The sequence below is a fragment of the Pseudomonas sp. P5_109 genome (assembly GCF_034009455.1).
Lineage (GTDB): Bacteria > Pseudomonadota > Gammaproteobacteria > Pseudomonadales > Pseudomonadaceae > Aquipseudomonas.
The window spans coordinates 1,005,767-1,031,519 of record NZ_CP125380.1 but is presented as its reverse complement, the minus strand read 5'-3'; the positions used below and the strand labels follow the sequence as shown (position 1 = coordinate 1,031,519).

28 protein-coding genes and 1 pseudogene are annotated in these 25,753 nt (G+C 58.6%); 15 read left to right on the top strand and 14 right to left on the bottom strand.

Translation table 11 applies throughout. From position 1 onward, the window contains the following. The 4 genes from QMK54_RS04465 to QMK54_RS04450 form a co-directional block, all read right to left on the bottom strand. Entirely contained in the window at positions 1-912 is a 912-nt protein-coding gene (locus QMK54_RS04465; RefSeq protein WP_110660458.1) for an SDR family oxidoreductase, read from the bottom strand. Positions 913-1,180: 268 nt separating this feature from the next. Continuing rightward, complete coding sequence (locus tag QMK54_RS04460; protein WP_110660456.1) at positions 1,181-2,083, bottom strand: alpha/beta fold hydrolase; 903 nt, start codon at positions 2,081-2,083, stop codon at positions 1,181-1,183. Next, positions 2,083-2,865: a class II aldolase/adducin family protein gene (locus QMK54_RS04455; RefSeq protein WP_320402129.1), complete on the bottom strand. Its 783-nt coding sequence runs from the start codon at positions 2,863-2,865 to the stop codon at positions 2,083-2,085. The genes QMK54_RS04460 and QMK54_RS04455 overlap by 1 nt, the downstream gene beginning before the upstream one ends. Before the next feature lie 226 nt (positions 2,866-3,091). Next, positions 3,092-3,547, bottom strand: a complete 456-nt coding sequence (locus QMK54_RS04450; protein WP_110660454.1) for a flavodoxin — start codon at positions 3,545-3,547, stop codon at positions 3,092-3,094. Positions 3,548-3,649: 102 nt separating this feature from the next. Here QMK54_RS04450 and QMK54_RS04445 point away from each other — a divergent pair, with 102 nt between their 5' ends. Together QMK54_RS04445 and QMK54_RS04440 are read left to right on the top strand one after the other, a co-directional pair. After that, entirely contained in the window at positions 3,650-4,126 is a 477-nt protein-coding gene (locus tag QMK54_RS04445; RefSeq protein WP_110660453.1) for a PAS domain S-box protein, read from the top strand. 54 nt (positions 4,127-4,180) lie between these two features. Then, positions 4,181-4,786 (top strand): hypothetical protein, encoded by a 606-nt coding sequence (locus QMK54_RS04440; RefSeq protein ID WP_110660452.1) that lies wholly within the window; start codon positions 4,181-4,183, stop codon positions 4,784-4,786. A 3-nt stretch (positions 4,787-4,789) separates the two neighbouring features. Here the strand turns inward: QMK54_RS04440 and QMK54_RS04435 are convergent, their stop codons facing one another. Then, a complete protein-coding gene (locus QMK54_RS04435; protein ID WP_320402128.1) occupies positions 4,790-5,749 on the bottom strand; it encodes a MerR family transcriptional regulator in 960 nt (319 codons plus the stop codon). A gap of 222 nt (positions 5,750-5,971) precedes the next feature. Here QMK54_RS04435 and QMK54_RS04430 point away from each other — a divergent pair, with 222 nt between their 5' ends. From QMK54_RS04430 to QMK54_RS04400, 7 genes are all read left to right on the top strand, one after another. Beyond that, positions 5,972-6,541: an antibiotic biosynthesis monooxygenase gene (locus QMK54_RS04430; protein WP_320402127.1), complete on the top strand. Its 570-nt coding sequence runs from the start codon at positions 5,972-5,974 to the stop codon at positions 6,539-6,541. A gap of 188 nt (positions 6,542-6,729) precedes the next feature. Next, on the top strand, positions 6,730-7,440 hold the full coding sequence (folM, locus tag QMK54_RS04425) for a dihydromonapterin reductase (protein WP_110660449.1): 711 nt from the start codon (positions 6,730-6,732) through the stop codon (positions 7,438-7,440). A 20-nt stretch (positions 7,441-7,460) separates the two neighbouring features. Continuing rightward, positions 7,461-8,036, top strand: a complete 576-nt coding sequence (gene folE, locus QMK54_RS04420; protein ID WP_223589187.1) for a GTP cyclohydrolase I FolE — start codon at positions 7,461-7,463, stop codon at positions 8,034-8,036. Between the two features lie 2 nt (positions 8,037-8,038). Beyond that, the gene (folX, locus tag QMK54_RS04415; RefSeq protein ID WP_007970304.1) at positions 8,039-8,410 is read left to right on the top strand and encodes a dihydroneopterin triphosphate 2'-epimerase; all 372 of its coding nucleotides are present in this window, start codon (positions 8,039-8,041) and stop codon (positions 8,408-8,410) included. A gap of 96 nt (positions 8,411-8,506) precedes the next feature. Then, the gene (locus QMK54_RS04410; protein ID WP_008150700.1) at positions 8,507-8,803 is read left to right on the top strand and encodes a DUF1244 domain-containing protein; all 297 of its coding nucleotides are present in this window, start codon (positions 8,507-8,509) and stop codon (positions 8,801-8,803) included. Next, positions 8,796-9,134 (top strand): HopJ type III effector protein, encoded by a 339-nt coding sequence (locus tag QMK54_RS04405; RefSeq protein ID WP_110663362.1) that lies wholly within the window; start codon positions 8,796-8,798, stop codon positions 9,132-9,134. The genes QMK54_RS04410 and QMK54_RS04405 overlap by 8 nt, the downstream gene beginning before the upstream one ends. Before the next feature lie 226 nt (positions 9,135-9,360). Then, complete coding sequence (locus tag QMK54_RS04400) at positions 9,361-10,611, top strand: aspartate aminotransferase family protein (RefSeq protein ID WP_223589185.1); 1,251 nt, start codon at positions 9,361-9,363, stop codon at positions 10,609-10,611. 178 nt (positions 10,612-10,789) lie between these two features. Here the strand turns inward: QMK54_RS04400 and trxB are convergent, their stop codons facing one another. Further along, on the bottom strand, positions 10,790-11,746 hold the full coding sequence (gene trxB / locus QMK54_RS04395; protein WP_110660719.1) for a thioredoxin-disulfide reductase: 957 nt from the start codon (positions 11,744-11,746) through the stop codon (positions 10,790-10,792). 315 nt (positions 11,747-12,061) lie between these two features. Between trxB and cysZ the strand changes: the two genes are divergently transcribed. Both cysZ and QMK54_RS04385 read left to right on the top strand, forming a co-directional pair. Then, a complete protein-coding gene (gene cysZ / locus QMK54_RS04390; protein WP_320402126.1) occupies positions 12,062-12,814 on the top strand; it encodes a sulfate transporter CysZ in 753 nt (250 codons plus the stop codon). A gap of 57 nt (positions 12,815-12,871) precedes the next feature. Further along, positions 12,872-14,071 carry a glycosyltransferase family 1 protein gene (locus QMK54_RS04385; protein WP_320402125.1) on the top strand — a complete coding sequence of 400 codons (1,200 nt, stop codon included), beginning with the start codon at positions 12,872-12,874 and terminating at the stop codon, positions 14,069-14,071. A 119-nt stretch (positions 14,072-14,190) separates the two neighbouring features. Here the strand turns inward: QMK54_RS04385 and QMK54_RS04380 are convergent, their stop codons facing one another. The 3 genes from QMK54_RS04380 to QMK54_RS04370 all read right to left on the bottom strand — a co-directional run bounded on the left by QMK54_RS04380 (position 14,191) and on the right by QMK54_RS04370 (position 16,602). Beyond that, the gene (locus QMK54_RS04380) at positions 14,191-15,294 is read right to left on the bottom strand and encodes an NADH:flavin oxidoreductase (protein ID WP_223589176.1); all 1,104 of its coding nucleotides are present in this window, start codon (positions 15,292-15,294) and stop codon (positions 14,191-14,193) included. Positions 15,295-15,511: 217 nt separating this feature from the next. Next, positions 15,512-15,994 carry a glutathione peroxidase gene (locus QMK54_RS04375; RefSeq protein WP_110660533.1) on the bottom strand — a complete coding sequence of 161 codons (483 nt, stop codon included), beginning with the start codon at positions 15,992-15,994 and terminating at the stop codon, positions 15,512-15,514. Positions 15,995-16,116: 122 nt separating this feature from the next. Beyond that, positions 16,117-16,602, bottom strand: coding sequence for a peptidylprolyl isomerase (locus QMK54_RS04370; RefSeq protein WP_320402124.1), 486 nt, complete (start codon positions 16,600-16,602; stop codon positions 16,117-16,119). Here QMK54_RS04370 and QMK54_RS04365 point away from each other — a divergent pair. From QMK54_RS04365 to QMK54_RS04355, 3 genes are read left to right on the top strand one after another with little or no spacing between them, the layout of a single operon-like run. After that, the gene (locus tag QMK54_RS04365; RefSeq protein WP_110660543.1) at positions 16,571-16,897 is read left to right on the top strand and encodes a DUF3565 domain-containing protein; all 327 of its coding nucleotides are present in this window, start codon (positions 16,571-16,573) and stop codon (positions 16,895-16,897) included. The two genes, QMK54_RS04370 and QMK54_RS04365, sit on opposite strands and share 32 nt — an antisense overlap. 60 nt (positions 16,898-16,957) lie before the next feature. Then, positions 16,958-19,057 carry a phosphate acetyltransferase gene (gene pta, locus QMK54_RS04360; RefSeq protein ID WP_090453103.1) on the top strand — a complete coding sequence of 700 codons (2,100 nt, stop codon included), beginning with the start codon at positions 16,958-16,960 and terminating at the stop codon, positions 19,055-19,057. Next, positions 19,058-19,960, top strand: a complete 903-nt coding sequence (locus tag QMK54_RS04355; RefSeq protein WP_320402123.1) for an acyltransferase — start codon at positions 19,058-19,060, stop codon at positions 19,958-19,960. Between the two features lie 408 nt (positions 19,961-20,368). On the opposite strand, the gene QMK54_RS04350 is transcribed toward QMK54_RS04355, so the two are convergent. Genes QMK54_RS04350 through QMK54_RS04340 form a run of 3 tightly spaced genes read right to left on the bottom strand, consistent with a single transcriptional unit; the run spans position 20,369 to position 22,283 of the window. Further along, positions 20,369-21,160 (bottom strand): hypothetical protein, encoded by a 792-nt coding sequence (locus QMK54_RS04350; RefSeq protein ID WP_320402122.1) that lies wholly within the window; start codon positions 21,158-21,160, stop codon positions 20,369-20,371. 3 nt (positions 21,161-21,163) lie between these two features. Next, on the bottom strand, positions 21,164-21,748 hold the full coding sequence (locus QMK54_RS04345) for a 2OG-Fe(II) oxygenase (protein WP_320402121.1): 585 nt from the start codon (positions 21,746-21,748) through the stop codon (positions 21,164-21,166). Further along, positions 21,735-22,283, bottom strand: a complete 549-nt coding sequence (locus QMK54_RS04340) for a hypothetical protein (RefSeq protein ID WP_320402120.1) — start codon at positions 22,281-22,283, stop codon at positions 21,735-21,737. The genes QMK54_RS04345 and QMK54_RS04340 overlap by 14 nt, the downstream gene beginning before the upstream one ends. Positions 22,284-22,504: 221 nt before the next feature. Between QMK54_RS04340 and QMK54_RS04335 the strand changes: the two are divergent. After that, positions 22,505-22,705 (top strand): annotated as a pseudogene (locus QMK54_RS04335) (acyltransferase); the annotation flags it as partial. Between the two features lie 179 nt (positions 22,706-22,884). On the opposite strand, the gene cysN reads toward QMK54_RS04335, so the two are convergent. Continuing rightward, a complete protein-coding gene (gene cysN, locus QMK54_RS04330; RefSeq protein ID WP_110660538.1) occupies positions 22,885-24,783 on the bottom strand; it encodes a sulfate adenylyltransferase subunit CysN in 1,899 nt (632 codons plus the stop codon). Positions 24,784-24,792: 9 nt separating this feature from the next. Beyond that, complete coding sequence (gene cysD / locus QMK54_RS04325; RefSeq protein ID WP_007970286.1) at positions 24,793-25,710, bottom strand: sulfate adenylyltransferase subunit CysD; 918 nt, start codon at positions 25,708-25,710, stop codon at positions 24,793-24,795. Positions 25,711-25,753: the final 43 nt, after the last annotated feature.

The following is a 25,753-nucleotide window of genomic DNA, read 5'->3' as shown; positions in this document are numbered from 1 at the left end:
TCAGAGCGAATACTTCTGCAAATTCCCCATCATCTCCTTCAACGCCTCGATATTGTCCTTTGGATGCGCCGCACCTTCGAAGTCGCAGATCTGCTGCCAGTGCGCCGCCACGTCTTCCGGGGAAAACCCCGCCCGTGGATCGAACCCGATGCCGAGGCTGCGCTCCCAGCGGACCTTGCCCATCCAGCCGCCACCGACTTCGAACAGGCCGGAGGTTTCCTGGCAGTTCTCGCTGGCCAGGTACACCACCAGCGGGCTGACCAGTTCCGGCTTGAGTTGTTCGAACACCTGCGGCGGGATCAGGCCTTCGGTCATGCGCGTGCCGCCGGTGGGGGCAATGGCATTGACCAGGATGTTGTTCTTGCGGCCTTCGATGGCCAGGGTGCGGGTCAGGCCGTAGAGACCGAGCTTGGCCATGCCGTAGTTGGACTGGCCGAAGTTGCCATAGATACCCGAGGTCGACGCGGTGAAAATCACCCGGCCGTAGTTCTGCTCGCGCATGTGCGGCCAGGCGGCGCGGGTGACTTTGTAGGCACCTTCGACGTGGACGCGGTAAACCAGGTCCCAGTCGGCGTCATCCATTTTGTGGAAGGTCTTGTCACGCAGGATACCGGCGTTGTTGACCACCACGTCGACGCGACCGAAGACATCCATGGCGTGCTGAACCAGTTTGTCACCGTCAGTGACCGAGTCGTGGTTGGCCTGGGCGATACCGCCGGCCTCGCGAATGTCTGCTACCACGCGGTCGGCGGCCGAAGCGTTGGCGCCTTCGCCCTGGGCCGAGCCGCCAAGATCGTTGACCAGCACCTTGGCGCCCTGTTTGGCGAACAGCAATGCATGCGCCCGTCCCAGGCCGCCACCGGCACCTGTGATGATCACGACTTTATCTTCGAAGCGCACAGACTCATTCATGGGGGGACTCCAGCAGGCCAAGGGACAATGAGTCCCAGTTTCAGCCACGGAGCCGCGGGTCACAATGAACACGGGGGAGGCTGAATGGTGCGCGATAAGGCTGGGGGATGATTGATGTAGAAATGGACACGAACCCTGTGGTGAGGGGGCTTGCCCCCGTTGGGTCGCGCAGCGGCCCTTCTTTTTCCCTACAGAGCATGGGACTGCTACGCAGTCCAACGGGGGCAAGCCCCCTCGCCACAAAAGCCCAGAAGGTTTACGCGGTGCGTCAGGAATACGCCACCTTGCGCGGCGGGAAGAGCAGTTGATCGCGAAACGCCAGGTAGTGCTTGAGCACCTCGCAGGGCGCCTCGATCTGTGGGTAGTGACCAATGTCGGGCAACACCACCGTGTCCGCCTCCGGGATCAGTTCCCGGTAACGCTCGACCATGTGCACGCCGGAGACCGGATCGACCCCGCCATCGATCACCCGCAGTGGCACTTCACCGCGCTGCATCGCGCTCACCCAGCGATTGCGCCAGACACGTCGCTCCGGGATGTAAGCGATCAATTTGTGCATGATCCGTGGCCCACGATGACTTTCGATCAAGCTCCAGAAATCATCCATCTGGCTTTCACTGGGACGGGTTTTCGGACCGAAAATCTGCCGAAAGCTTCTCACCAGGCCATCGCGGCTGAAGGCGCGGCCAATCATCCAGCCCAAAGGGCTGAGCAGGAGTTTTTGCATCAGTACCGGACGGTGGGTTTCCGGAAACAAGCCGCCATTGAGAAACACGCAACTGGCCAGCTCCACCCGCGACTCGTAGTGCCGGGCCAGCAGTTCCTGGGCCACGCTGTCACCGTAATCGTGGGCGAACAGGTGCACCGGCTGTTCGACATTCAGGTGTTCAAGCAGTGCCAGTTGCAAATCTGCTTGCTCCTGCAGGCTGTAGTCGTGATTCACCGGTTTGGCCGAGTCACCAAAGCCCAGCATGTCGCACGCGATCACACGAAATCGCTGGGTCAAAGGCTGCCACAGGTAATGCCAGTCCCAACTGGCGGATGGAAACCCGTGAATGAGCAACAACGGCTCACCCTGCCCCGCTGTCCAGTAACGGATGCTGTGGCCACGGAATACGAAGGTCTGGCTGCGTTTGCGCCAGACACACAGGGGGATCTCGGCGAGTGCCATTAGAGTTTATAACCCGGGTCCAGTTTATCGAGCTTACGCAGCAGCGCCGGCCAGGCCAGCGCTCCGCCCATTCCTTGAGCACTTCTGGTGACACCCGCGATCATGGCCTTGGCGCCGGCCAGAATCTGCGGTTCGATGGCGATCAGTTCAGCGGCACCGTTCTGCGCCATCACCTGAATATCGCAGGCACGCTGAAAGGTGAACATCATCAGGAACGTATCGGCGATGGTGTTGCCGCAGGTCAGAAGACCGTGGTTATGCAACATCAGGAAATTATTTTCACCGAGGTCGGCCTGCAGCCGCACTTTCTCTTCATGGTTGAGCGCCACGCCTTCGTAGGCGTGGTAGGCCAGGCTGGAAAGCACGAACAACGACTGTTGGCTGATCGGCAAAACGCCCTGCTTCTGAGCCGACACCGCAACCCCCGAAGCCGTGTGGGTGTGCAGTACACAGACGACATCGTGACGGACTTCATGCACGGCGCTATGGATGGTGTAACCCGCCGGATTGATCTCGTAAGGACTGTCCATCAGCTTGTTGCCGGCCTGATCCACCTTGACCAGGCTCGACGCGGTAATTTCGTGAAACATCAACCCGAAGGGATTGATGAGGAAATCTTCGGTGCCGGGCACCTTGGCGGAAATATGGGTAAAGATCAGGTCATCCCAACCGTGTTGAGCGACCAGGCGATAACAGGCGGCCAGGTCGACACGCGTCTGCCACTCGGCAGCACTGACCTGGTCTTTGACACTGTGTGGCGATTGGACGGGAGCGACAGTCACGGCAAGGAGCCTCGGTGTTTTTTATTATGGAGTGTTTCCTATGACTACCGAGTCTAGTCAGCCGATGAGGTTCGTGTAGTTGCATTGGCAGCCAGCTTGATGGCCCAGCGAGTCAGCCGCCCTGCTGCCCTGGATCCATGTCAAATGACCGGCGCCAGCGCAGCTCTGGCAGGCAGGTTTTGCTGCACTGCCAGAGCTTTGACCGGCATTGATGTCGGGTTATCTGTCACTCGCCCAGTGCGTTGATCAGGTCCGCCAGCCAAGGCTCGGCGTCCGTTTCCGGGGTCACGCTTTCGCTGGCATCCAGGCGCAACATTGGCAGTACCTCGCGAACGCCCAGTTCAGCGAACAATTCGCGCATCTGCTCGCCGCCGCCACAAAAAGTATCGCCATAACTCGCATCGCCCAATCCGATCACCGCACCTGGCAAACCGCGCCAGGCCGCTGGCAATTGGTCACGAATGGTCGAGTACAGTGGTTGCAGGTTGTCCGGCAGCTCGCCCATGCCTGTGGTCGAGGTCACTGCCAGAAAGGCTTCGGGGCCAAACGCCTGGATATCGGCGAGGTTCGCACGCGGGTTGTGCCAGGTTTCGAAACCGGCGGCTTTCAACAGGCTGGCGGCGTGGCGGGCAACTTCTTCGGCCGTGCCGTACACCGAGCCGGAAATGATGGCGACTTTCATCAATCTGATCCTGAATCCGAGTAAAAGACCCGGATATTAACAGCACGCTCGTGATTGTTCTTTTAGAATGCAATCGACAATCAATCAGGAAAGGATACTCCGATGATTAACGCACAACTGCTGCAAATGGTAATCAACGCCTCCAACGACGGTATCGTGATTGCCGAAAAGGAAGGCGATCAGGACAAAATCCTCATTTACGTCAACCCCGCGTTCGAACGCCTGACGGGGTACTCCAGCGAAGAAATCCTCTATCAGGATTGCCGCTTCCTGCAGTCGGGGGACCGCGACCAGGAAGCCCTGCCGTTGATTCGCGACGCCTTGAACCGTGAAGGATCCTGCCGGGAAATACTGCGCAACTACCGTAAGGACGGCACACCGTTCTGGAATGAATTGTCCCTTTCAACGGTGAAAAATCCGGCGGATGGGCAAACCTACTTTGTCGGTGTGCAAAAAGACGTCACCGCGCAGGTCAAGGCGCAACAGCGCGTGGTTCAACTGGAAGGGCAGTTGGCTGAACTCCAGGCCGAGCTTGCCGCGCTCAAGGCGACGAACGGCCAAAACAAAATTCAGAATTAATTGTCAGTAACTACAATCACCAATGACTTTGTAACTATTTCCTTCGAGTTGGCCATGCAGCGCGACGCACTCCTGACCCAGGATGAGCTGGATTTCATCCAGACCATGCAACATAACCCGCAACTCAATGTTCGGGATGCGACGTCGAGCCTGCTCGTCAACGGTGGATCGCAGATCCGTGACCTGCTCACCCGCCTGGCGGCCCATGAGCAGGTCACCATTCAAGCCAGCTTCGAAAACCAGCAAATGACCTTCCCCCTGCACCTGGTGGAAGACGAGTTCCATGCGTTGCATTTGCGTCTCGGCGTGCCGAGCATCTATGAAGACGGCCCGATGGTCCGGCCGTGGCGCCTGGTGCTGGACGAACCGGTGGCGCTGGAAAATGCCCAGGGTCAACCCGGCACCCTGTGGGTACACGAAGTGTCGTGCAAAGGGGTGTTGCTTGAAGTTCGCAACAAGACCAAGCCACCCAAGCATTTCGCCTTGTGGTTCAGCCCGTCAGGCTATGAGCGGATTGCCTTGCGCGGCACTTTCGAGAAAGAAAACGAACAGGGCTTCTACGCCTATCAACTGAGCCAGAACGATACGGACGAAACCGAGCGTCTGCGCCAGTTCATCCTGCAACAGCATCGTTTGACTCATCCAACGCTGCATCTCTGAACTTCAAGTATCCAGACTGCCCGCCAGGAACTGCTTCAGACGCTGGCCCATGACGTCCCCTTCATTGCCCAGGCAACCGATCGATGACCCGGCCAGGCTCTCCTGTGCCAGGTCAGAAGCATCGCCGGCCAGCAACAATCGACACTCCAGACTCATGGCCAGGCGATTCAAGCGCCGCGGCAACTCGGGCGCCGGTACATGGTTGGAAAACAGCACCAGCGCCAAGGGCTTGATCCTTTCACACAGCAACGCCAGTTCGTCGAACGGCTGGCCCATGTTCAGCACTCGAACGGCCGTTGGCCCGCAACTCAGGAACAGGGCGGCGACCAACAACTCCAGCTCCCGGCAGTGGCCAACCAGGGCACAGATGACCACGCGACGCGGCTGTTTTTCGCGCATCAACAACAGACGCTGCGCCACCCGGGCACGCAGAAAACCATCCAGGAACAACCAATCGCTGGCTCCGCCAAACTGGTCCTGGCGTTGCAACAACTGCTTCCAGACGGGAATCAGAATGTCCTGAAACACCACCGGCAGGGCGTAACTGGAAAAAATCTGCCCGTAGAGCTGCTCCAGCCGAATCTCGTCAAACCCGTTGACCGCAGCAAGCACCTGTTGCTGCCACTGCGCGTAATCGGCTTCTACGAGGTTGTTGGGGATGATGTGGGACAACGCCTGGAGCGGCTCGGTCCTGGCCAGGATCTTGGCGATCTTGCCAACGGCAACGCCACGCTCGATCCAGCTGAGGATGCTGCGAACCCGCTCGATATCGGTCAGCGAATACAGGCGATGCCCGCTTTCGGTGCGTATCGGAACAATCAGGCCATGGCGTCGTTCCCAGGCGCGAAGCGTCACCGGGTTGACACCTGTCAGGCGCGCCACCTCGCGAATGGGAAAGAGCTCTTCCTGTTCGAGAGAGACAGCCTGCGTGGAGTCTGAAGCAACGTCAGTAAGTACGGGCATCCTGATGTAACATCCCTGTATCGTCCGAACCACATTCTACTCGTGCGCCCCGTAAAAGTTCCGTAAAGATTTCAATGCCGCGAAGGAGCGAAAAACGTCGCAGACGCGACTGGCTGAATCAGGAATAATCCTTGCTTGCTTCAAGACACGGCCCACCACCCCGGCGCTGTGCCTGGCGAAGTTCCTATCCGGAGCGACGCAAATGCCTTACGGAGATACACAATGTCTACCCCTCCCGTCACGTTGATGGTTGCGCGCCGCGTTGCCAATGGACGCTATCAAGACCTGATCACCTGGCTGCGCGAAGGTGAACAACTGGCCACCGACTTTCCCGGCTACCTCGGCTCCGGCGTACTCGCACCGCCGCCCGGTGACGACGAATTCCAGATTATCTTCCGCTTCGCCGACGAACAGACCCTGCATGCCTGGGAGCATTCCGCTTCGCGCAGCGCCTGGCTCGGACGCGGCAGCGAGCTGTTCGCCCACCCGACGGAACACCGGGTCAGCGGCATCGAAGGCTGGTTCGGTGCCGTCGGTCAACGCCCGCCGCGCTGGAAACAGGCCGTGGCGATCTGGTTGGCGTTCTTTCCGGTTTCCCTGTTGTTCAACTTTGTACTGGGACCGCTGCTGAGCGAAATCGCGCTACTGCCCCGTGTGCTCTTCAGCACCCTGTGCCTGACGCCATTGATGGTGTATTTCTTCATTCCACTGTCGACCCGTCTGCTGGCCAATTGGCTGAACAGCACGCCGGCACGCCGCTTGCCCGCCGGGCCCGCCCCTCAAAACCACTGACGATCCTTGTCGGAGCGGGCTTGCTCGCGAAAGCGTCGTGTCAGACAGTACAAATACTGACTGATACACCGCCTTCGTCGGATCGCCGCCCGGAGCAAGCCCGCTCCCACACAGGGTCCGATGTGCACAATAGAAGTGTGCCTCCCGTCGCTGGTATAGTTTTGTTCTCACCGCGACGCGAGCCGTTCATGACCTCTTCCGCCCCCCCTGTCCTCATTACCGGCGCCGGCCAGCGTGTCGGCCTGCACTGCGCCCGGCGACTGCTGGAAGACGGCCATCGCGTGATTTTCAGCTACCGCAGCGAGCGTCCCGGCGTACAAGCCTTGCGCGACCTGGGGGCCACCGCGGTGTTCGCGGACTTCGCCAGCGAGGCCGGGATCCTGGCCTTCATCAGCGAACTGAAAACCTACACCGACTGTTTGCGGGCGATTGTCCACAACGCCTCCGAATGGCTGGCCGAAACACCGGACACCGATGCCGCCGCATTCGCCCGCATGTTCAGCGTGCACATGCTGGCGCCTTATCTGATCAACCTGCATTGCGCCGACCTGCTGCAACGCTCAAGCCCCGCCGACATCGTGCACATCAGCGATGACGTGACCCGCAAGGGCAGCAGCAAGCACATCGGCTATTGCGCCAGCAAAGCCGGGCTCGACAGCCTGACCCTGTCCTTCGCCGCCAGGTACGCGCCGGCCATCAAGGTCAACGGGATCGCGCCGGCCCTGCTACTGTTCAACCCTGAAGACGACGCGGCCTACCGCGCCAAGGCGCTGGCCAAGTCCGCGCTGGGCATCGAGCCCGGCAGCGAGGTGATCTACCAGAGCCTGCGCTATCTGCTCGACAACCCGTATGTCACCGGCACTACCCTGACCGTCAACGGCGGAAGGCACATCAAATAAGTGTCCCGCGAGGATTTTCCATGACGTTATCCCTGCCCCAGAACGCCTTATCCCAGAGCTTTCGAGAGATCCTCATCGGCCTCGGTGAAAACCCCGATCGCGAGGGTTTGCTCGATACGCCAATGCGCGCGGCCAAAGCCATGCAGTACCTTTGCCATGGTTACGAGCAAAGTGTCGAAGAGATCGTCAACGGTGCGCTGTTCGCCTCCGACAACGATGAAATGGTGATCGTCGACAACATCGAGTTGTACTCGCTGTGCGAACACCACATGCTGCCCTTCATCGGCAAGGCGCATGTGGCTTACATTCCAACCGGCAAGGTACTGGGCCTGTCGAAGATAGCGCGGCTGGTGGACATGTTCGCCCGGCGCCTGCAAATCCAGGAAAACCTCACCCGGCAAATCGCCGACGCGGTGCAACGGGTGACCGACGCGGCCGGCGTCGCGGTGGTCATCGAAGCGCAGCACATGTGCATGATGATGCGCGGCGTCGAAAAACAGAATTCGACCATGAACACCTCGGTGATGCTCGGCGCTTTCCGCGACTCGAGCAACACCCGCCAGGAGTTCCTGCAATTGATTGGACGGAGCAAGTAGCAATGCCACAACTTCAACCAGGCATGGCACGCATCCGGGTCAAAGACCTGTGTCTGCGTACCTTCATCGGCATCAATGAAGATGAAATCCTCAACAAGCAGGATGTGTTGATCAACCTGACCATTTTGTACGCAGCCCAGGAAGCGGTCCGCGACAACGACATCGATCACGCATTGAACTACCGGACCATCACCAAGGCGATCATCGCCCATGTGGAAGGCAACCGCTTTGCGTTGCTCGAACGCCTGACCCAGGAAATTCTCGACCTGGTGATGGCCAACGCATCGGTGCTCTACGCCGAAGTCGAGGTGGACAAGCCCCACGCGCTGCGATTCGCCGAGTCGGTATCGATTACGCTTGCAGCGAGCCGCTAGCTTCAAGCCACAAGCGCCAGGCTGTAAACTGGCAGCCACCGCCATCCAACTTGCAGCTTGAAGCTTGCCGCTTGAAGCTGTCTCGCAGAGACCGCCATGACCGATCAACAACGCCTGGAACTCGAAGCCGCCGCCTTTCGCCGGCTGGTGGCCCACCTGGACAGCCGCAAGGATGTGCAGAACATCGACCTGATGAACCTCTCTGGCTTCTGCCGCAACTGCCTGTCCAAGTGGTACAAGGCGGCTGCCGATGAGCGCCAGATCGAGGTCAGCCTCGACGACGCCCGCGAAGTGGTTTACGGCATGCCGTACGCCGAATGGAAAGCCCAATATCAGCAAGAAGCCAACGCCGAACAACAGGCGGCGTTCGCCAAAGGAAAACCCAATGAGTGATTTGAACACCCTGCGCGCCAGCCTCAACAGTGGCGAACACGCCTTCGCCGACACCCTGGCCTTCATCGCCGCCGGTTACGACTACCAGCCTCAGGCTTTCAACAATGGTGGCGTGGAAAACGCGGCCGGGCAGAACGAAGGTTCGTGCAAGACCCTGGGCCTGGCGCTGCTCGAAGGCTTGAGCGATGAAGAAGCGCTGTTGGCGTTCGGCGAGCATTACCGCTCGGTTGTTGCCACACCTGAAGGCAGCGACCACGGCAATATCCGCGCATTGATCGCCCATGGTCTGGCTGGCGTGACATTCACCCAACAGCCACTGACCCGCCGCTGATCTGAATTGTAGGAGCGAGCCTGCTCGCGATGAACCGGAGAGCGCTGCGCGGCATCAGGCACCCAGTGTTATCGTTCACGACCATCGCGAGCAGGCTCGCTCCTACATGTGCTTAACCACACATCCTGACTTTTAAGATTGACCCCGCCACTTTATTTCGTTTGCCGGGTACCGCTGCCGACGGCTTAGATAAAAAGAAGTCCTCCTTCTTCCGAGCCGGTCATCCATGCGCAGCGAAACCATCAGTCAGTCGATCAATATCGTTCACCCTGTCACCCTCAGCCACGGCAAGAATGCCGAGGTGTGGGACACCGATGGCAAACGCTACATCGACTTCGTCGGTGGCATCGGCGTGCTGAATCTCGGCCATTGCCATCCGCACATCGTCGAGGCCATTCGCGAACAAGCCACCCGGCTGACCCATTACGCATTCAACGCCGCGCCCCATATACCCTACCTCGCCTTGATGGACCGCCTCAGCGCGTTCATTCCAGTCGATTATCCGGTCAGCGGCATGCTCACCAACAGCGGCGCCGAAGCGGCCGAGAATGCGCTGAAGATCGTCCGTGGCGCGACCGGACGCACTGCAGTGATCGCCTTTGATGGCGCCTTCCACGGCCGCACCCTGGCCACGCTTAACCTCAACGGCAAAGTCGCCCCCTACAAACAAAAAGTCGGCGTGCTACCGGGGCCGGTGTATCACCTGCCCTTCCCTAGCGCGGACAACGGCGTGACCTGCGCTGAAGCATTGAAGGCCATGGATCGGTTGTTCAGCGTTGAAATCGATGTCGAGGACGTGGCTTGCTTCATCGTCGAACCGGTGCAGGGCGAAGCAGGCTTCCTGGCCATGGACGTGGAGTTCGCCCAGGCGCTGCGCAAGTTCTGCGACGACAAGGGCATTGTGCTGATCGCCGATGAAATCCAGTCCGGTTTCGGCCGTACCGGCCAGCGCTTCGCGTTCTCAAGGCTGGGCATCGAACCGGACCTGATCCTGCTCGGCAAAAGCATCGCCGGCGGTGTGCCGCTGGGGGCGGTGGTCGGGCGCAAGTCGCTGCTCGACAACCTGCCCAAGGGCGGACTCGGTGGCACCTACTCCGGCAATCCCATCGCCTGCGCAGCGGCATTGGCGACGCTGGACGAAATGACCGATGCCAATCTGCAAGCATGGGGCACGCAACAGGAAGAGGCGATTGTCGGTCGCTACCAATCCTGGCGTGAGCGCAACCTCTCTCCCTACCTCGGTCGCCTGACCGGTGTTGGCGCAATGCGCGGCATCGAACTGGCGAATGCCGACGGCTCGCCCGCAGCGGCGCAGTTGACGCAGCTGCTGGCCCTGGCGCGGGAGGCAGGTTTGCTGCTGATGCCCAGCGGCAAGTCGCGGCACATCATCCGGCTGCTGGCACCGCTGACCACCGAGGCATCAGTACTGGAGGAAGGCCTGGATATTCTTGAGGCCTGCCTCGCAAAGCTGACCTGAACACAATCCCTGTGGGAGCGGGCTTGCTCGCGAAGAGGGCGTGTCAGCCGACATCATTATTGACTGACACACCATCTTCGCGAGCAAGCCCGCTCCCACATTGGAATGTGCTCAGGTTGTAAATCGCGGGCACAAAAAACCGGCCGAAGCCGGTTTTCTTATTTCAACAACAGCAGAATCAAGCGTTCTGCAGATCGTCGAGGTAACGCTCGGCATCCAGTGCCGCCATGCAACCGGCGCCAGCCGAGGTGATGGCCTGACGGTATACGTGGTCAGCCACGTCACCGGCGGCGAAGATGCCTTCGAGGTTGGTGGCAGTAGCGTTGCCGTCACGGCCGCCCTGCACAACCAGGTAGCCGTCCTTGAGGGTCAACTGGCCTTCGAACAGCGAAGTGTTCGGGGTGTGGCCGATGGCGATGAACACGCCGTCGACTTTCACTTCGTCGAAGCTGCCGTCGTTGTTCTTCAGCCGGGCACCGGTCACGCCCATGTTGTCGCCCAGCACTTCGTCCAGGGTCGCGTTCAGCTTCAGCTCGATCTTGCCTTCGGCAACACGGGCGTTCAGCTTGTCGATCAGGATCTTCTCGGCGCGGAAAGTTTCGCGACGGTGGATCAGGGTGACCTTGCTGGCGATGTTGGCCAGGTACAGGGCTTCTTCGACAGCGGTGTTGCCGCCGCCGACCACGGCTACCGGCTTGTTGCGATAGAAGAAACCGTCGCAGGTCGCGCAGGCCGAAACGCCTTTGCCCATGAACGCTTCTTCCGATGGCAGGCCCAGGTAACGAGCGCTGGCGCCGGTGGCGATGATCAGGGCGTCACAGGTGTAAGTCGCGCTGTCGCCGGTCAGGGTGTATGGCTTGGCGGCGAAGTCGACGGCATTGATATGATCGAACACGATCTCGGTTTCAAAGCGCTCGGCGTGCTCGCGCATCCGCTCCATCAGCGCCGGGCCGGTCAGGCCGTGGACGTCGCCCGGCCAGTTGTCGACTTCGGTGGTGGTGGTCAGTTGACCGCCGGCCTGCATGCCGGTGATCAGCAGTGGCTTGAGGTTGGCACGGGCGGCATAGACCGCGGCGCTGTAACCGGCAGGGCCGGAACCGAGAATAATCACTCGCGAATGACGGACTTCAGACATGACCTGCTCCTGTTGACCGGCCCGGAATACCTGGCGCGGAACGCCGGATTGCCGGCTGGAATAAAAAAGAACGGTTGAAAGCACTTGGGGAAGGCTTGAACCCGACCGTCCTGTAAAAAGATTGGGTGCAGCGTATCGAGGGGGCGAAGATTAAGGAAATACGGATTAACAATCCAGCTCATAGGTGGTCTCTATGCCATCTGGCCGACGATATCGACGTCTTTGTTACAGTGAATGTCGATACCGCCACCGCGCTTTCGCCTGTGAAGCAAAGCCGGTAAGGTCGGCGCGTTTTCCCTCTGCCCGGAGCCTCTTATGCCCGCCCCTGTCCTGTCCGGCCCGCAATACCTGCGCGAAGGCCTCAAGCTGGTGCTGAGCCCCAGCCTGCGTTTGTTTGTGCTGTTGCCGCTGGCGATCAACCTGGTGCTGTTCGTCGGATTGATCTACCTGGCCGGCCATCAATTCAGCCTGTGGGTCGACACGCTGATGCCGTCCCTGCCCGACTGGCTGAGTTTTCTCAGCTACATCCTCTGGCCCCTGTTCGTGGTGCTCGTCGTGCTGATGGTGTTCTTCACCTTCACCATGCTCGCCAACGTCATTGCCGCGCCATTCAATGGCTTCCTCGCGGAAAAAGTCGAAGTGGTGGTGGGCGGCACCGATGATTTCCCGGCCTTCAGCTGGGGCGAACTGATTGCAATGATCCCGCGCACCCTGGCCCGGGAAATGCGCAAGCTCGGCTACTTCCTGCCCCGAGCAATCGGGCTGTTCATCCTCTCGTTCATCCCGGTGGTGAACATCATCGCCGCGCCGCTGTGGCTGTTGTTCGGGGTGTGGATGATGGCGATCCAGTACATCGACTACCCGGCGGACAACCACAAGCTGGGCTGGAACGAAATGCTCGCCTGGCTGCGGCAGAAGCGCTGGCAGAGCATGAGTTTTGGCGGCAGCGTGTACCTGGTGCTGCTGATCCCTGTGGTCAACATCCTGATGATGCCGGCGGCCGTGGCCGGGGCGACGCTGTTCTGGGTGCGTGAACGCGGCGCGGAAAACCTGGTGACCCAGCGCTGAGCCATCGGCGCCGGCACCGCAGTCACAAATCCATCATCCCGACGTCACACTGACGACATGGCCCCAGCCGACACTGGGGTCATGACGACAGCTCTGCATATCACCCTGATCACCGAAACCTTCCCTCCGGAAATCAACGGCGTGGCCAACACCCTGGGTCGCTTGTGCGACGGTTTGCGCGCGCGCGGCCATCAAGTGGAACTGGTGCGACCGCGTCAGGGCTGCGACCAGCAACTGGGCAGTGACGATGAATTGCTACTGTGCCGCGGCTGGCCGCTACCGGGCTATCCCGGACTGCAATGGGGCCAGTCGTCGATGCACAAGTTGCTGCGGCGCTGGACGCGTCACCGCCCGGATGTGCTCTACATCGCCACCGAAGGGCCGTTGGGGTTGTCGGCCTTGCGTGCGGCACGGCGCCTGGGGATTTCCGTGGTCAGCGGTTTCCACACCAATTTCCAGCAGTACTCCAACCAGTACGGGCTGGGTTTGCTCACGCGCCTGCTGACCCACTACCTGCGCTGGTTCCACAACCGCTCGACCATGACCCTGGTGCCCAGCGTCAGTCAGCGCATGGAGCTGGAGCGGCGGCATTTCGAACGGCTGGCGTTGCTGTCCCGAGGCGTCGACAGCGAACTGTTTCACCCGGCCAAGCGCTTGAATGCCCTGCGCGAGCAATGGGGACTGGCCGAGGAAGACATCGCCGTCATTCATGTCGGACGCCTGGCCCCGGAAAAAAACCTCGGCCTGCTCAAGCGCACCTTCAATACCCTCAAGGCGAGTTATCCCCAGCGCAGGCTGAAACTGATCGTGGTCGGCGACGGTCCGCAGCGCCAGGAACTGGAAAAGGAAATGCCCGAGGCGATTTTCTGCGGCACACAACGGGGTGAAGCCCTGGCGTGTCACTACGCATCAGGCGATGTGTTTCTGTTTCCGAGCCTGACCGAAACCTTTGGCAATGTGGTGCTTGAAGCACTCGCCTCGGGGCTCGGGGTGGTGGCCTACGATCAAGCGGCGGCCGCCCAGCATATTCGTCATGGCTACAACGGTGTGCTGGCGATGCCGGGGGATGAGGAAGCATTCCGCGATGCAGCGGCATGGCTGCTGGAGGACAGGGAAACCTTGCGCAATGTGCGACTCAATGCGCGCCAGCATGCCAGTCGCCAGGGGTGGGCGACGATCATCGAACAGTTCGAGGGACAGTTGCGCGGGGCGTGTGCCGGGGAGATGGTGGTGCCGAATGCACCGATTGTTCCATGATTTTGTAGTGTTTTTGAGTCAGTCTTCGCGAGCAAGCCCGCTCCCACACTGGATCTGTGTCATGCACAAATCCCCTGTGGGAGCGTGCTTGCTCGCGAAGGCGTCTGTCCCGTCGCCGCTTAAACCAGCGACATCAACGCCTCACGGCTGAACGGCAGAATGTCTTCCTCACGGCCATCACGCACTTTCTGCGCCCAGTCCGGGTCCACCAGCAACGCACGACCGACCGCCACCAGGTCGAACTCGTCGTTGTTCAAGCGCTCCAGCAGTTTTTCCAGGCTGGCCGGTTGTGCGACCTTGTCGGTGTTGACCATGAACTGCAGGAACTCGCCATCCAGGCCGACACTGCCCACGGTGATCGTCGGCTTGCCGGTGAGTTGGCGGGTCCAGCCTGCCAGGTTCAACTCGGAACCGTCGAACTCCGGCTCCCAGAAGCGGCGGGTCGAGCAGTGGAAAATATCCACGCCCGCGTCGGCCAATGGCTTGAGGAACTCGCCCAAGGCTTGCGGGGTTTGTACCAGGCGTGCGCTGTAGTCCTGCTGCTTCCACTGGGAGAAACGGAAGATGATCGGGAAACCTTCGCCGACCGCGACACGCACGGCCTGGATCAATTCAATGGCGAAGCGCGAGCGGTTGGCCAGGCTGCCGCCGTATTCATCGGTACGCTGGTTGCTGCCTTCCCAGAAGAACTGGTCGACCAGGTAACCGTGGGCGCCGTGGATCTCAACGCCGTCCATGCCGATGCTCTGGGCATCCTTGGCGGCCTGGGCGAACGCAGCGATCACGTCCTGGATATCCTGTTTGGTCATGCCGTGCACCACGACCTGACCTTCCTTCACTTTTTCCGACGGGCCATAACCCGGCACGCTGGCGTCCGGCTCGGTGCCGATACGGCGCACGCTGCCCACATGCCACAGCTGCGGAACGATCTTGCCGCCTTCGGCGTGAACGGCGTCGACGACTTTCTTCCAGCCCGCCAGGGCCGCTTCACCATAGAAATGCGGAACGTTCGGGTAGCCGTTGGAAGCCTTGTGACCGACGGTGGTGCCTTCGGTGATGATCAGGCCGACACCCGCTGCGGCGCGGCGACGGTAGTACTCAATCACTTTGGAATTTGGTACGCCGCCCGGGGAAAAGGAGCGGGTCATCGGCGCCATGACGACGCGGGTCGGCAGTTCGAGGGTGCCGAGGTGGAACGGTTTGAACAGGGCTTGTACAGGCATGGGACGCTCCACGGGAAATAATTTTATGACGACGATAATATGGAGCGGGCGTCGTTTTGAACAGCACTATTGATTGCAGTGATTAAGGACCAAAAGATAGGAAATATTGTAGGAGCGAGCTCGCTCGCGATGGACTGGAGAACGCCGCACCGTATCAGGCTTGCAGCGTTATCGTTGGCGACCATCGCGAGCGGGCTCGCTCCTACAGGGGGAGATATCAGCTCAGCGCTTTTTCAATTGCGTGGACGATGGTCGGATCATCCGGTGCCGTGCGCGGCGAGAACCGAGCCAGTACACGGCCGTCCTTGCCCAGCAGGAACTTCTCGAAGTTCCAGGTGATATCGCCGGGGAATTCCGCGCCCTCGCCCGCCAGCAGGCGATACAACTGATGACGTTCGTGCCCGTTGACTTCCAGCTTGCTGGACAACGGAAAGGTCACGCCATAGTTGAGGCTGCAGAAATCCTTGATCTCTTGTTCGGTCCCCGGTTCCTGCCCGGCAAACTGGTTGCACGGCAGGCCCAATACACTGAAACCTTTAGCCTTGTATTGCTGGTAGAGGTTTTCCAGCGCTGCGTATTGAGGGGTCAAGCCGCATTTGGAGGCGACGTTGACCACCAGTACGACTTGGCCCTTGAAAGGCGCCAGAGGTAGCTCCTGACCATCCAGGGCTGTCAATTTAAGGTCGTGAAAAGCACTCATGACGTACTCCAGATTCCCGTGTTCTTCTCGAAACAGCCACTTGGCGGTGTCGTCAGGGACGGCCGCAGACTAAAAAGGCGCCCTCGGGGCGCCTCTCCAGTTATCTGAGCTTAGCGCAGAAATCAGTGCTGATGGCCACCTTCGCCATGGACGTGGCCATGAGCGATTTCTTCCTGGCTGGCGTCACGGATGGCAACGATCTTGACCTGGAAATTCAGGCGCTGGCCGGCCAACGGGTGGTTGCCGTCAACGGTCACGTCGTCACCGTCCAGATCACGGATGGTCACGATCTGCATCTGGCCGTCCGGAGCGGAAGCGTGGAACTGCATGCCCACTTCCAGCTCGTCGACGCCTTCGAACATGCTGCGGCTCAGGGTGCTGACCAGTTCGGCAGCGTACTCGCCGTAAGCGTCTTCCGGTTCAACGGCTACAGTCAGCTCGTCGCCGACAGCCTTGCCTTCCAGAGCCTTTTCCAGGCCCGGGATGATGTTGCCTGCGCCTTGCAGGTAGACCAGCGGCGCGCCGCCGGCGGAGCTGTCGATGACCTCACCAGCGTCGTTGGTCAGGGTATAGTCGATGGAGACAGCCTTATTGGCGGCGATCAGCATGGGGCGAGACCTTTTGCATAAGAAGATTGAAAGGCCAAGTTTAGCGAAGCAATCGACCGAAAGCGAACACAACCCGGACAAACGGGATTCGACGGTCACAGGCTTCCATCAGGACGAGGACGGCCACTGGGTGGCCGAGCTTTCCTGCGGCCATAGCCAACACCTGCGGCACCAGCCACCCTGGCAATCGCGCGCCTGGGTCATGGACCCTGCACAGCGCCAGGAAAAAATCGGCCAACCCTTTGATTGTGGTTGGTGCGCACAAGGCTCGGTTAGCGATAACCTTGGCGACTGAATTTCGGTAGATCGCCAGCTATAGGCGTTCACCTTTGCCATGCACCTCCAGAGAATCCGCATGCAAACTTTTTTTATCGCGCCCACCGATTTTGGTGTGGGTCTGACCTCCATCAGCCTCGGGCTGGTGCGTACCCTTGAGCGCGCCGGGCTCAAGGTCGGCTTTTTCAAACCGATTGCCCAGCCGCATCCGGGCGACACGGGCCCGGAACGTTCCACCGAACTTGTGGCGCGTACCCACGGCCTGAAGCCGCCTCAGCCACTGGGCCTGGCCCATGTCGAGCGCATGCTTGGCGATGGTCAGCTCGATGAGTTGCTCGAAGAAATCATCACCCTGTATCAGCAGGCTGCCATCGGCAAGGACGTGCTGATTGTCGAAGGCATGGTGCCGACCCGCAGCGCCAGTTACGCCGCGCGGGTCAACCTGCACCTGGCCAAGAGCCTCGACGCCGAGGTGATCCTGGTCTCGGCACCGGAAAACGAAGTGCTGACCGAGCTCTCCGGTCGCGTCGAGTTGCAGGCGCAATTGTTCGGCGGCCCGAAAGACCCGAAAGTCCTCGGCGTGATCCTCAACAAGGTCAAGACCGAGGAAAGCATGGAGGCCTTTGCCACCCGCCTGAAGGAGCATTCGCCACTATTGCGCAGCGGCGATTTCCGCTTGCTCGGCTGCATTCCATTCCAGCCGGAACTGAACGCCCCGCGCACCCGCGACGTCGCCGACCTGATGGGCGCGCAAGTGCTCAACGCCGGTGACTATGAAACCCGGCGCATGACCAAAATCATCATTTGCGCCCGCACCATGCGCAACACCGTGGAGCTGCTCAAGCCCGGCGTGCTGGTGGTGACCCCCGGCGACCGCGACGACATCATCCTCGCCGTCAGCCTCGCGGCCCTGAACGGCGTGCCGCTGGCCGGCCTGCTGCTGACCAGCGACACCCTGCCCGACCCGCGCATCATGGACCTGTGCCGCGGCGCCCTGCAGGCCGGGTTGCCGGTGCTGTCGGTGAGTACCGGCTCCTACGACACCGCCAACCTGCTCAATGGCCTGAACAAGGAAATCCCCATCGATGACCGCGAGCGCGCCGAGATCATCACCGATTTCATCGCCGGCCACCTCGATGCCAACTGGCTGCATCAGCGCTGCGGTACACCGCGCGAGATGCGTTTGTCGCCAGCGGTGTTCCGCTATCAATTGATCCAGCGCGCCCAGGCGGCCAACAAGCGCATCGTGTTGCCCGAAGGCAGCGAACCGCTGACCGTGCAGGCCGCCGCGATCTGCCAGGCCCGCGGCATCGCTCGCTGTGTGTTGCTGGCCAAGCCCGAGGACGTGCAGGCCGTCGCCCGCGCACAGGGCATCGAGCTGCCGCCAGGCCTGGAAATCATCGATCCGGACTCGATCCGCGAGCGCTATGTCGAGCCCATGGTCGCGCTGCGCAAAAGCAAAAGCCTCAACGCGCCGATGGCCGAGCAACAACTGGAAGACACCGTGGTGATCGGTACCATGATGCTGGCCCTGGATGAAGTCGACGGCCTCGTCTCGGGCGTGATCAACACCACCGCCAACACCATCCGCCCCGCCCTGCAACTGATCAAGACCGCGCCTGGCTGCACCCTGGTGTCGTCGGTGTTCTTCATGCTGTTTCCGGAAGAGGTGCTGGTCTACGGCGATTGCGTGATGAACCCGCACCCAAGCGCCAGCGAACTGGCCGAGATCGCCCTGCAAAGCGCCGACTCGGCGGCGGCATTCGGCATCACCCCACGGGTGGCGATGATCAGCTACTCCAGCGGCGAATCGGCCAGCGGTGAAGAGGTCGAGAAAGTCCGCGAAGCCACCCTGCTCGCCCACGAACAACAGCACTCGCTGCTGATCGACGGCCCGTTGCAGTACGACGCCGCCGCCAACGAAAGCGTGGCCCGGCAATTGGCGCCGAACAGCCAGGTGGCCGGTCGTGCCACGGTGTACGTGTTCCCCGACCTCAACACCGGCAACACCACCCACAAGGCTGTGCAGCGCAGCGCCGACTGCGTCAGCCTCGGGCCGATGCTGCAAGGCCTGCGCAAACCGGTGAACGATTTGCCGCGCGGCGCGCAAGTCGATGACATCGTCTACACCATCGCCCTGACCGCGATTCAAGCCGCCAACCGACCTATGGATGTGTAAATGCTGGATTTTCTACCCGCCCCGTTGCGCGGCGTGATCGCCGCGCTGCTGTTGGCACTCAACACGATTTTGCTCTGCTCGTTCCTGTTCTGCGTGGCGCTCGTCAAGGTCTTGCCGTTCGCCCTCACCCAACGCCTCGCCGGCTGGCTGATGAGCCATACCCATGAAGCCTGGATCAGCCTCAACAAAGGCTGGATGAACCTGGTCCGTCGCACCCGCTGGCACATCAGCGGCCTGCAAGGCCTGGACTATCAGCACTCGTACCTGATCACCAGCAACCACCAGAGCTGGGTCGACATCCTGGTGCTGCAATACGTACTCAACCGGCGCATCCAACCGTTGAAGTTCTTTCTCAAGCAGGAGCTGATCTGGGTTCCGGTGATCGGCCTGGCCTGGTGGGCACTGGGCTTCCCGTTCATGAAGCGCTACTCCAAGGCATACCTGGAGAAGCACCCGGAAAAGAAAGGCAAGGACCTGGAAACCACCCGCAAGACCTGTGCGAAATTTCGCGACAATCCGGTGGGCATTTTCAACTTCGTCGAAGGCACGCGCTTCACCGAGGGCAAGCATGCCCAGCAGCAGTCACCGTTCAAGTATTTGCTCAAGGCAAAGGCCGGTGGCATTGCCTTCGTGCTGGATGCCATGGGCGAACAACTGGAGTCGATCGTCAACGTGACCATCCACTATCCGGCAGGTCGTCCTGGCTTCTGGGATTTACTGTGCGGCAACGTCGCGGACGTGGTGGTGCACTTTGAAGAGCTGAAGATTCCGCCGCAGTTCATTGGCAAGAACTACGACCAGGACGGCGAGTACCGATTGCAGTTTCAGGGCTGGATCAATCAGTTGTGGCAGGACAAGGATGCGTTGCTGGAACAGATGCATCGCGAGTATCCAGCGAAGTAATCAGGTGTCTGTTATGGCCTCATCGCTGGCAAGCCAGCTCCCACAGGGACCGTGCTGTTCACAAATTTTGCGAACACCCTCAAAACTGTGGGAGCGGGCTTGCCAGCGAAGACGTTTTCAACAACACAAAAAACCCGCCGATGATCGCTCATTGGCGGGTTTTTCATTTCCGGCTAAGACTTAGATCGCCCCACGCTCACGCAGCAGACTCAGCACTTGCTTGACGCCTTCTTCCAGCGACACGGAGCTCAGTTCCAAGCGATGAAGCTGACGATTACCCACACACCAACGCACTCTTAAGTTCAGCCTGACTCGGGCTTGTCGCTTAAGACTGTCGAATATCCAGTTGGTTTTTACTGAAAATCTGAAGACAAAAATCAGGAACAGACAACTTATATATGGATTTCGCTACACATAACCATCACTTCCACCAGTACAGCATCCATACTCATCACCGCTGTCATCAGAGCCATCATTAATCTCAAGCGGCCCGATAGTTACAACTGGGATAACATCAGGAGGAGCCGGTAAAACAGGAGATATTGGTATATATAGTCCTCCACCGCCTATATTTTCATCGAAAACAGGTACCGCTGAGGGCTGTAGCTCTCCGGTTTCAGATATCCAATTACAGGAAAGCATCTGATTGCCGTAGACATCCCTCAAAGTGTTTTTGTGGACAATTTGCATATCCGGCGCACATACATAGTCAAGGTAGTTTTCCAACCCTTTATCGTTGAAGAAATTTTTGGCATTTGTCGCAATAGCACCAAGCACTTCTGAATTATAAATCGAATATATACCGGTGCCGATAGCTACAACACTTAAGGTAGCAACAACCGAAAATGGCGCCGCTAGCAAAACTGCCATGGTTGCAATCACCCCTGCAACATTACCAACCAGACTGACAACGTCACCCGTCTTGATTTCGCGCCCATCTCTGAAGTCGACCCCTATTTTCAGAAAAGTTATCGTACCGGCGACTATATTGGCCGGCATATTTACAATCGGTACATAAGGACCTGCTAATTTTGTCACCGAGGTAACACTCGCTATCACAGCACCGGTCTGCACCGACTGACTCAGCAATACCATTCCAGTTCCGTTGGCTAAAAACTGATCTGATACTGCAGTCGCCCCCGAGCCAATAGTCACACCATCATTGACGACAGCTACAAATATTTCGGCTTTCCCGGCCATATACTACTCCTTAATCACAGTTTTGAACGCAAGCGTCATCCTTACCTGATCACACTTTACTGAAGGCGATCTCGCCGCATGTGGAACTCGCCCGTCAAAAATCACCACACGCCGCGATTTTGGAAGTACTGATTTAATAATATTTTCTTTTTTGTCATCGTAGAATACGAGCTCACCTCCCCAGGATGTTGGCCAGTGCTCATTACAAAACACGATCACTGTCATCCCTGGGTGCGTCTTGTTATCCCGATGTATAATCGTGTCTTGCCCAAATGTTTGCCCATTTGCATAAACACCTAATAACGTGATTTTGAAATCATGTAATATTGATAACCTTTCCCAGAAGCCGACAAGAAAACGCCAAGATTCACTTCTGTCTAATTCGTCTAAACATGACTTCCGATCCGGCCGACCTTTACCCGCAATAAAAACATGCCAACAAGGCCTAACAAATGGAAGCTCCTCATAATTTGGCCAGCTGTATCTCCAAACGGCGCCCTTGAGTTGAACATTTATGCACTCCTCTTCCCCTTGAGTTAAAAAATCGTCAATTACAAATATCTCATCATCAATCTTATTTATTTTCACAAGCCATCCTTTTCGCTGCACACCTATTCCAAACACCAGTCAAAAAAACAATATAAAGGAAATACAACGATGAAATAAATAACAAAGAAAGCACAAAGTAATTATCGATATTAACTGAGCTAGCCCAGCGCAATATATCTTGACGACTTATCAACAACCCATAATCTTCATCATATACTCCCCAAACAAATTTTTTACTTTCGTCAGTATCTACTGCCACCCACAACCTTCTTGGCTTATCAAAGTCCGTGTACATAACATCACGATTCGAAGCCTCAATGATATATTTGTAAGCAGCGTCATCAACTCCAACCCTCAGATACAAAAAAGATGTTGTCTTTGAAGCTTGTGAATGCCCCCTATATACAAAAGCATCTTTCATAACTAACTTATCAGGAACCGGAGGAACTTCTATCAACCTACTATAAATACAAAGAGAAAAAACAAGATACAACAACAGAACAATTACACAGAAAATGATCTCAAAAGCACTAGAAACATAACCAACCGGAACGGGAAAAATTTTATTTCGCACACCTTGATCCTCAAGCGCAAGCTTACTTTTTAAGCAATCACCGACTTCCTTGCAATTGCTCGACTTGATACAATCTGCGCAAAAACACATCTACCCTGTTGCAAACACTATTCTCACTTACAAAACAATAAAACTTCATAACTTCCGACTTTCTTGTAGTCCATTTCCGGTCAAGGATTCTGACTATTCCTTCTGACTTTAGATTTTCAGAGGCTTCCTGGTTCTGGGATCTGCTATGTGGATACGTGAAAGACGTGGTGGTGCATTTTCAGCAACTGAACATTCCGCTGCAGTTCATCGGCAAGAATTACGATCAGGACGGCGAGTACCGATTGCAGTTCCAGGGTTGGATCAATCAGTTGTGGCAGGACAAGGATGCGTTGCTGGAACAGATGCATCGCGAGTATCCAGCGAAGTATTGAGGTGCCTGTACCGGCCCTATCGCTGGCAAGCCAGCTCCCACAGTGAGCTGCAGTGAATACAAATACTGTGTACGACCGAGAAACCTGTGGGAGCTGGCTTGCCAGCGATAGCAATCTAGAGGCAACAAAAAACCCGCAGACAATCACTTGTCTGCGGGTTTTTCATTTCCGGCTAGCGCTTAGATCGCACCACGCTTGCGCAGCAGCTCTAGCACCTGCTTCACGCCTTCTTCCAGCGACACGGACTGGGTGTCGATGACCAGATCGGCATCCAGCGGCACGTCGTACGGGAAGGACTCGCCCGGGATGTTATCCCCAGCCGCCGCGTACAGGCCTTGCGGATCACGCTCGGCGCAGACCGTTGGCGAAGCCTGGACGTAGACCGTCAGCAGACGCTCCTTGCCGATCAGTTCACGAGCCTGTTCACGACCCTCGGCACTCGGCGCAACGAACGCCGCCAGGGTCAGCAGACCCGCTTCGTTGAACTGACGTGCAACGTGCGCGGCACGACGCCAGTTCTCGGTACGTCCGGCGCGATCCTGTGGCAGACCTTTGTTGAGGTCGTGACGCAGGTTCTGGCCATCGAGTACGAACACCGCACGACCCAGGTCGAACAACTTGCGTTCAACCGCATACGCCAGGGTGCTTTTGCCCGCGCCCGACAAGCCGCTGAACAACACGGTGGCCGGTTGCTGGCCGAAGCGCTGTGCGCGTTCTTCGGTGGCGACGTGGGCCAGTTTGCCGTGGTGCGTGCTGGTGCCATGGGCCAAAGGCTGGGCGACGATCATGCCGGCGCCAACGGTGCCATTGGTCAGGCGGTCGATGATGATGAAGGCGCCGGTGGTGCGGTTGCTGTCGTAACCGTCGAGGGCAATCGGCGCATCGAGCGCGATCTTGACCTTGCCGATTTCGTTCAGCTGCAACGAGCTGGCCGGGCCTTCTTCGAGGGTGTTGACGTCGACCTTGTTGACGATGCTGGCAATGGAGCCAGGCACGTAACTGGTGGCGCGCTTGATGTCGTATTTCTTGCCCGGCAGCATCGGCTCTTCAGCCATCCACACCAGCATGGCCTCGAAGCTGTCGGTCACCGGCGGCACGTTGTCGGCGTGAACCAACAGGTCGCCACGGGAGATGTCGATTTCGTCTTCCATGGTCAGCGTCACAGCCTGACCAGGACCTGCGTGCTCCAACTCACCTTCGAAGGTGACGATGGATTTCACGCGGCTGCTCTTGCCCGACGGCAACACCACGACTTCGTCGCCTTTCTTGACGATGCCGCTGGCCAGCGTACCGGCGAAGCCACGGAAGTTCAGGTTCGGACGGTTGACATACTGCACCGGGAAACGCAGGTCGGTGAAGTTGCGATCGCCCGCCACTTCCACGGTCTCGAGGATTTCCATCAGCGACTGGCCGGTGTACCACGGCGAACGCTCGGACTTGTTCACCACGTTGTCGCCCTTCAGAGCGGACATCGGCACAAAGTGCATGCTGGTGGGCTTCAACTTCAAGCCTTCGGCGAACTGCAGGTAGTCGGCCTTGATCGACTCGAACACGCCCTGGTCGAAGTCCTTGAGGTCCATCTTGTTGATGGCGACGACTATGTGCTTGATGCCCAGCAGGGATGCGATGAAGCTGTGGCGACGGGTCTGGGTCTGCACGCCGTAGCGGGCGTCGACCAGGATGATCGCCAGGTCACAGGTGGAAGCACCGGTGGCCATGTTACGGGTGTACTGCTCATGGCCGGGGGTGTCGGCAATAATGAATTTGCGCTTGGCGGTGGAGAAGTAGCGGTACGCGACATCAATGGTGATGCCCTGCTCGCGCTCCGCCTGCAAGCCGTCGACCAGCAACGCCAGGTCGATGTCTTCACCGGTGGTGCCGACTTTTTTCGAGTCGCGGGTGATCGCTTCCAGGTGATCTTCGTAGATCATCTTGGAGTCGTGCAGCAGGCGCCCGATCAGGGTGCTCTTGCCGTCGTCGACGTTACCGCAGGTCAGAAAGCGCAGCAGCTCTTTACGTTCGTGCTGGCCCAGGTAGGCGAGGATGTCCTCGCTGATCAAATCAGATACGTGCGACATGACAACCCCTTAGAAATAACCCTGACGTTTTTTGTCTTCCATCGAGCCTGCGCCATCGTGGTCGATGACACGGCCCTGGCGCTCGGAAGTTCGCGTCAGGAGCATTTCCTGAATGATGTCCGTGAGGCTTTCGGCCTCGGACTCCACCGCGCCCGTCAACGGGTAGCAACCAAGGGTACGGAAACGCACTTTCTTTTTGACGATGCGCGCTTTGTCTTCATCGCTCAGGTGCTCGAGGATGCGCTCGTCGTCGATCATGATCAGCGTGCCGTTCTTCTCGATGACTTCACGCTCGGCGGCGAAGTACAACGGGACGATCGGGATGCCTTCCAGGTAGATGTACTGCCAGATGTCCAGCTCGGTCCAGTTCGACAACGGGAATACACGAATGGATTCGCCCTTGTTGACCTTGCCGTTGTAGACGTTCCACAGCTCTGGACGCTGGTTCTTCGGGTCCCAGCGGTGCTTGCTGTCGCGGAACGAGTACACGCGCTCTTTGGCACGGGACTTCTCTTCATCGCGACGGGCGCCGCCGAAAGCTGCGTCGAAACCATGCTTGTCGAGTGCCTGCTTGAGGCCCTCGGTCTTCATGATGTCGGTGTGCTTGGCGCTGCCGTGGGTGAACGGGTTGATGTTCTGCGCCACGCCGTCCGGGTTGACGTGGGTGATCAGGTCCAGGCCCAGCTCGGCGACCATCTTGTCACGGAAGGCGTACATCTCCTGGAATTTCCAGCGAGTGTCGACATGCATCACCGGAAACGGCAGCTTGCCCGGGAAGAACGCCTTGCGTGCCAGATGCAGCATCACGGCGGAGTCTTTACCGATGGAGTACAGCATCACCGGGTTGTCGAACTCGGCGGCCACCTCGCGGATGATGTGGATGCTTTCCGCCTCCAGCTGTTTCAGATGCGTCAGTTTGTCGACCATGGCTACTCACGAAAGCTTTCTTATGAACGGCCAGCGGGCCGTG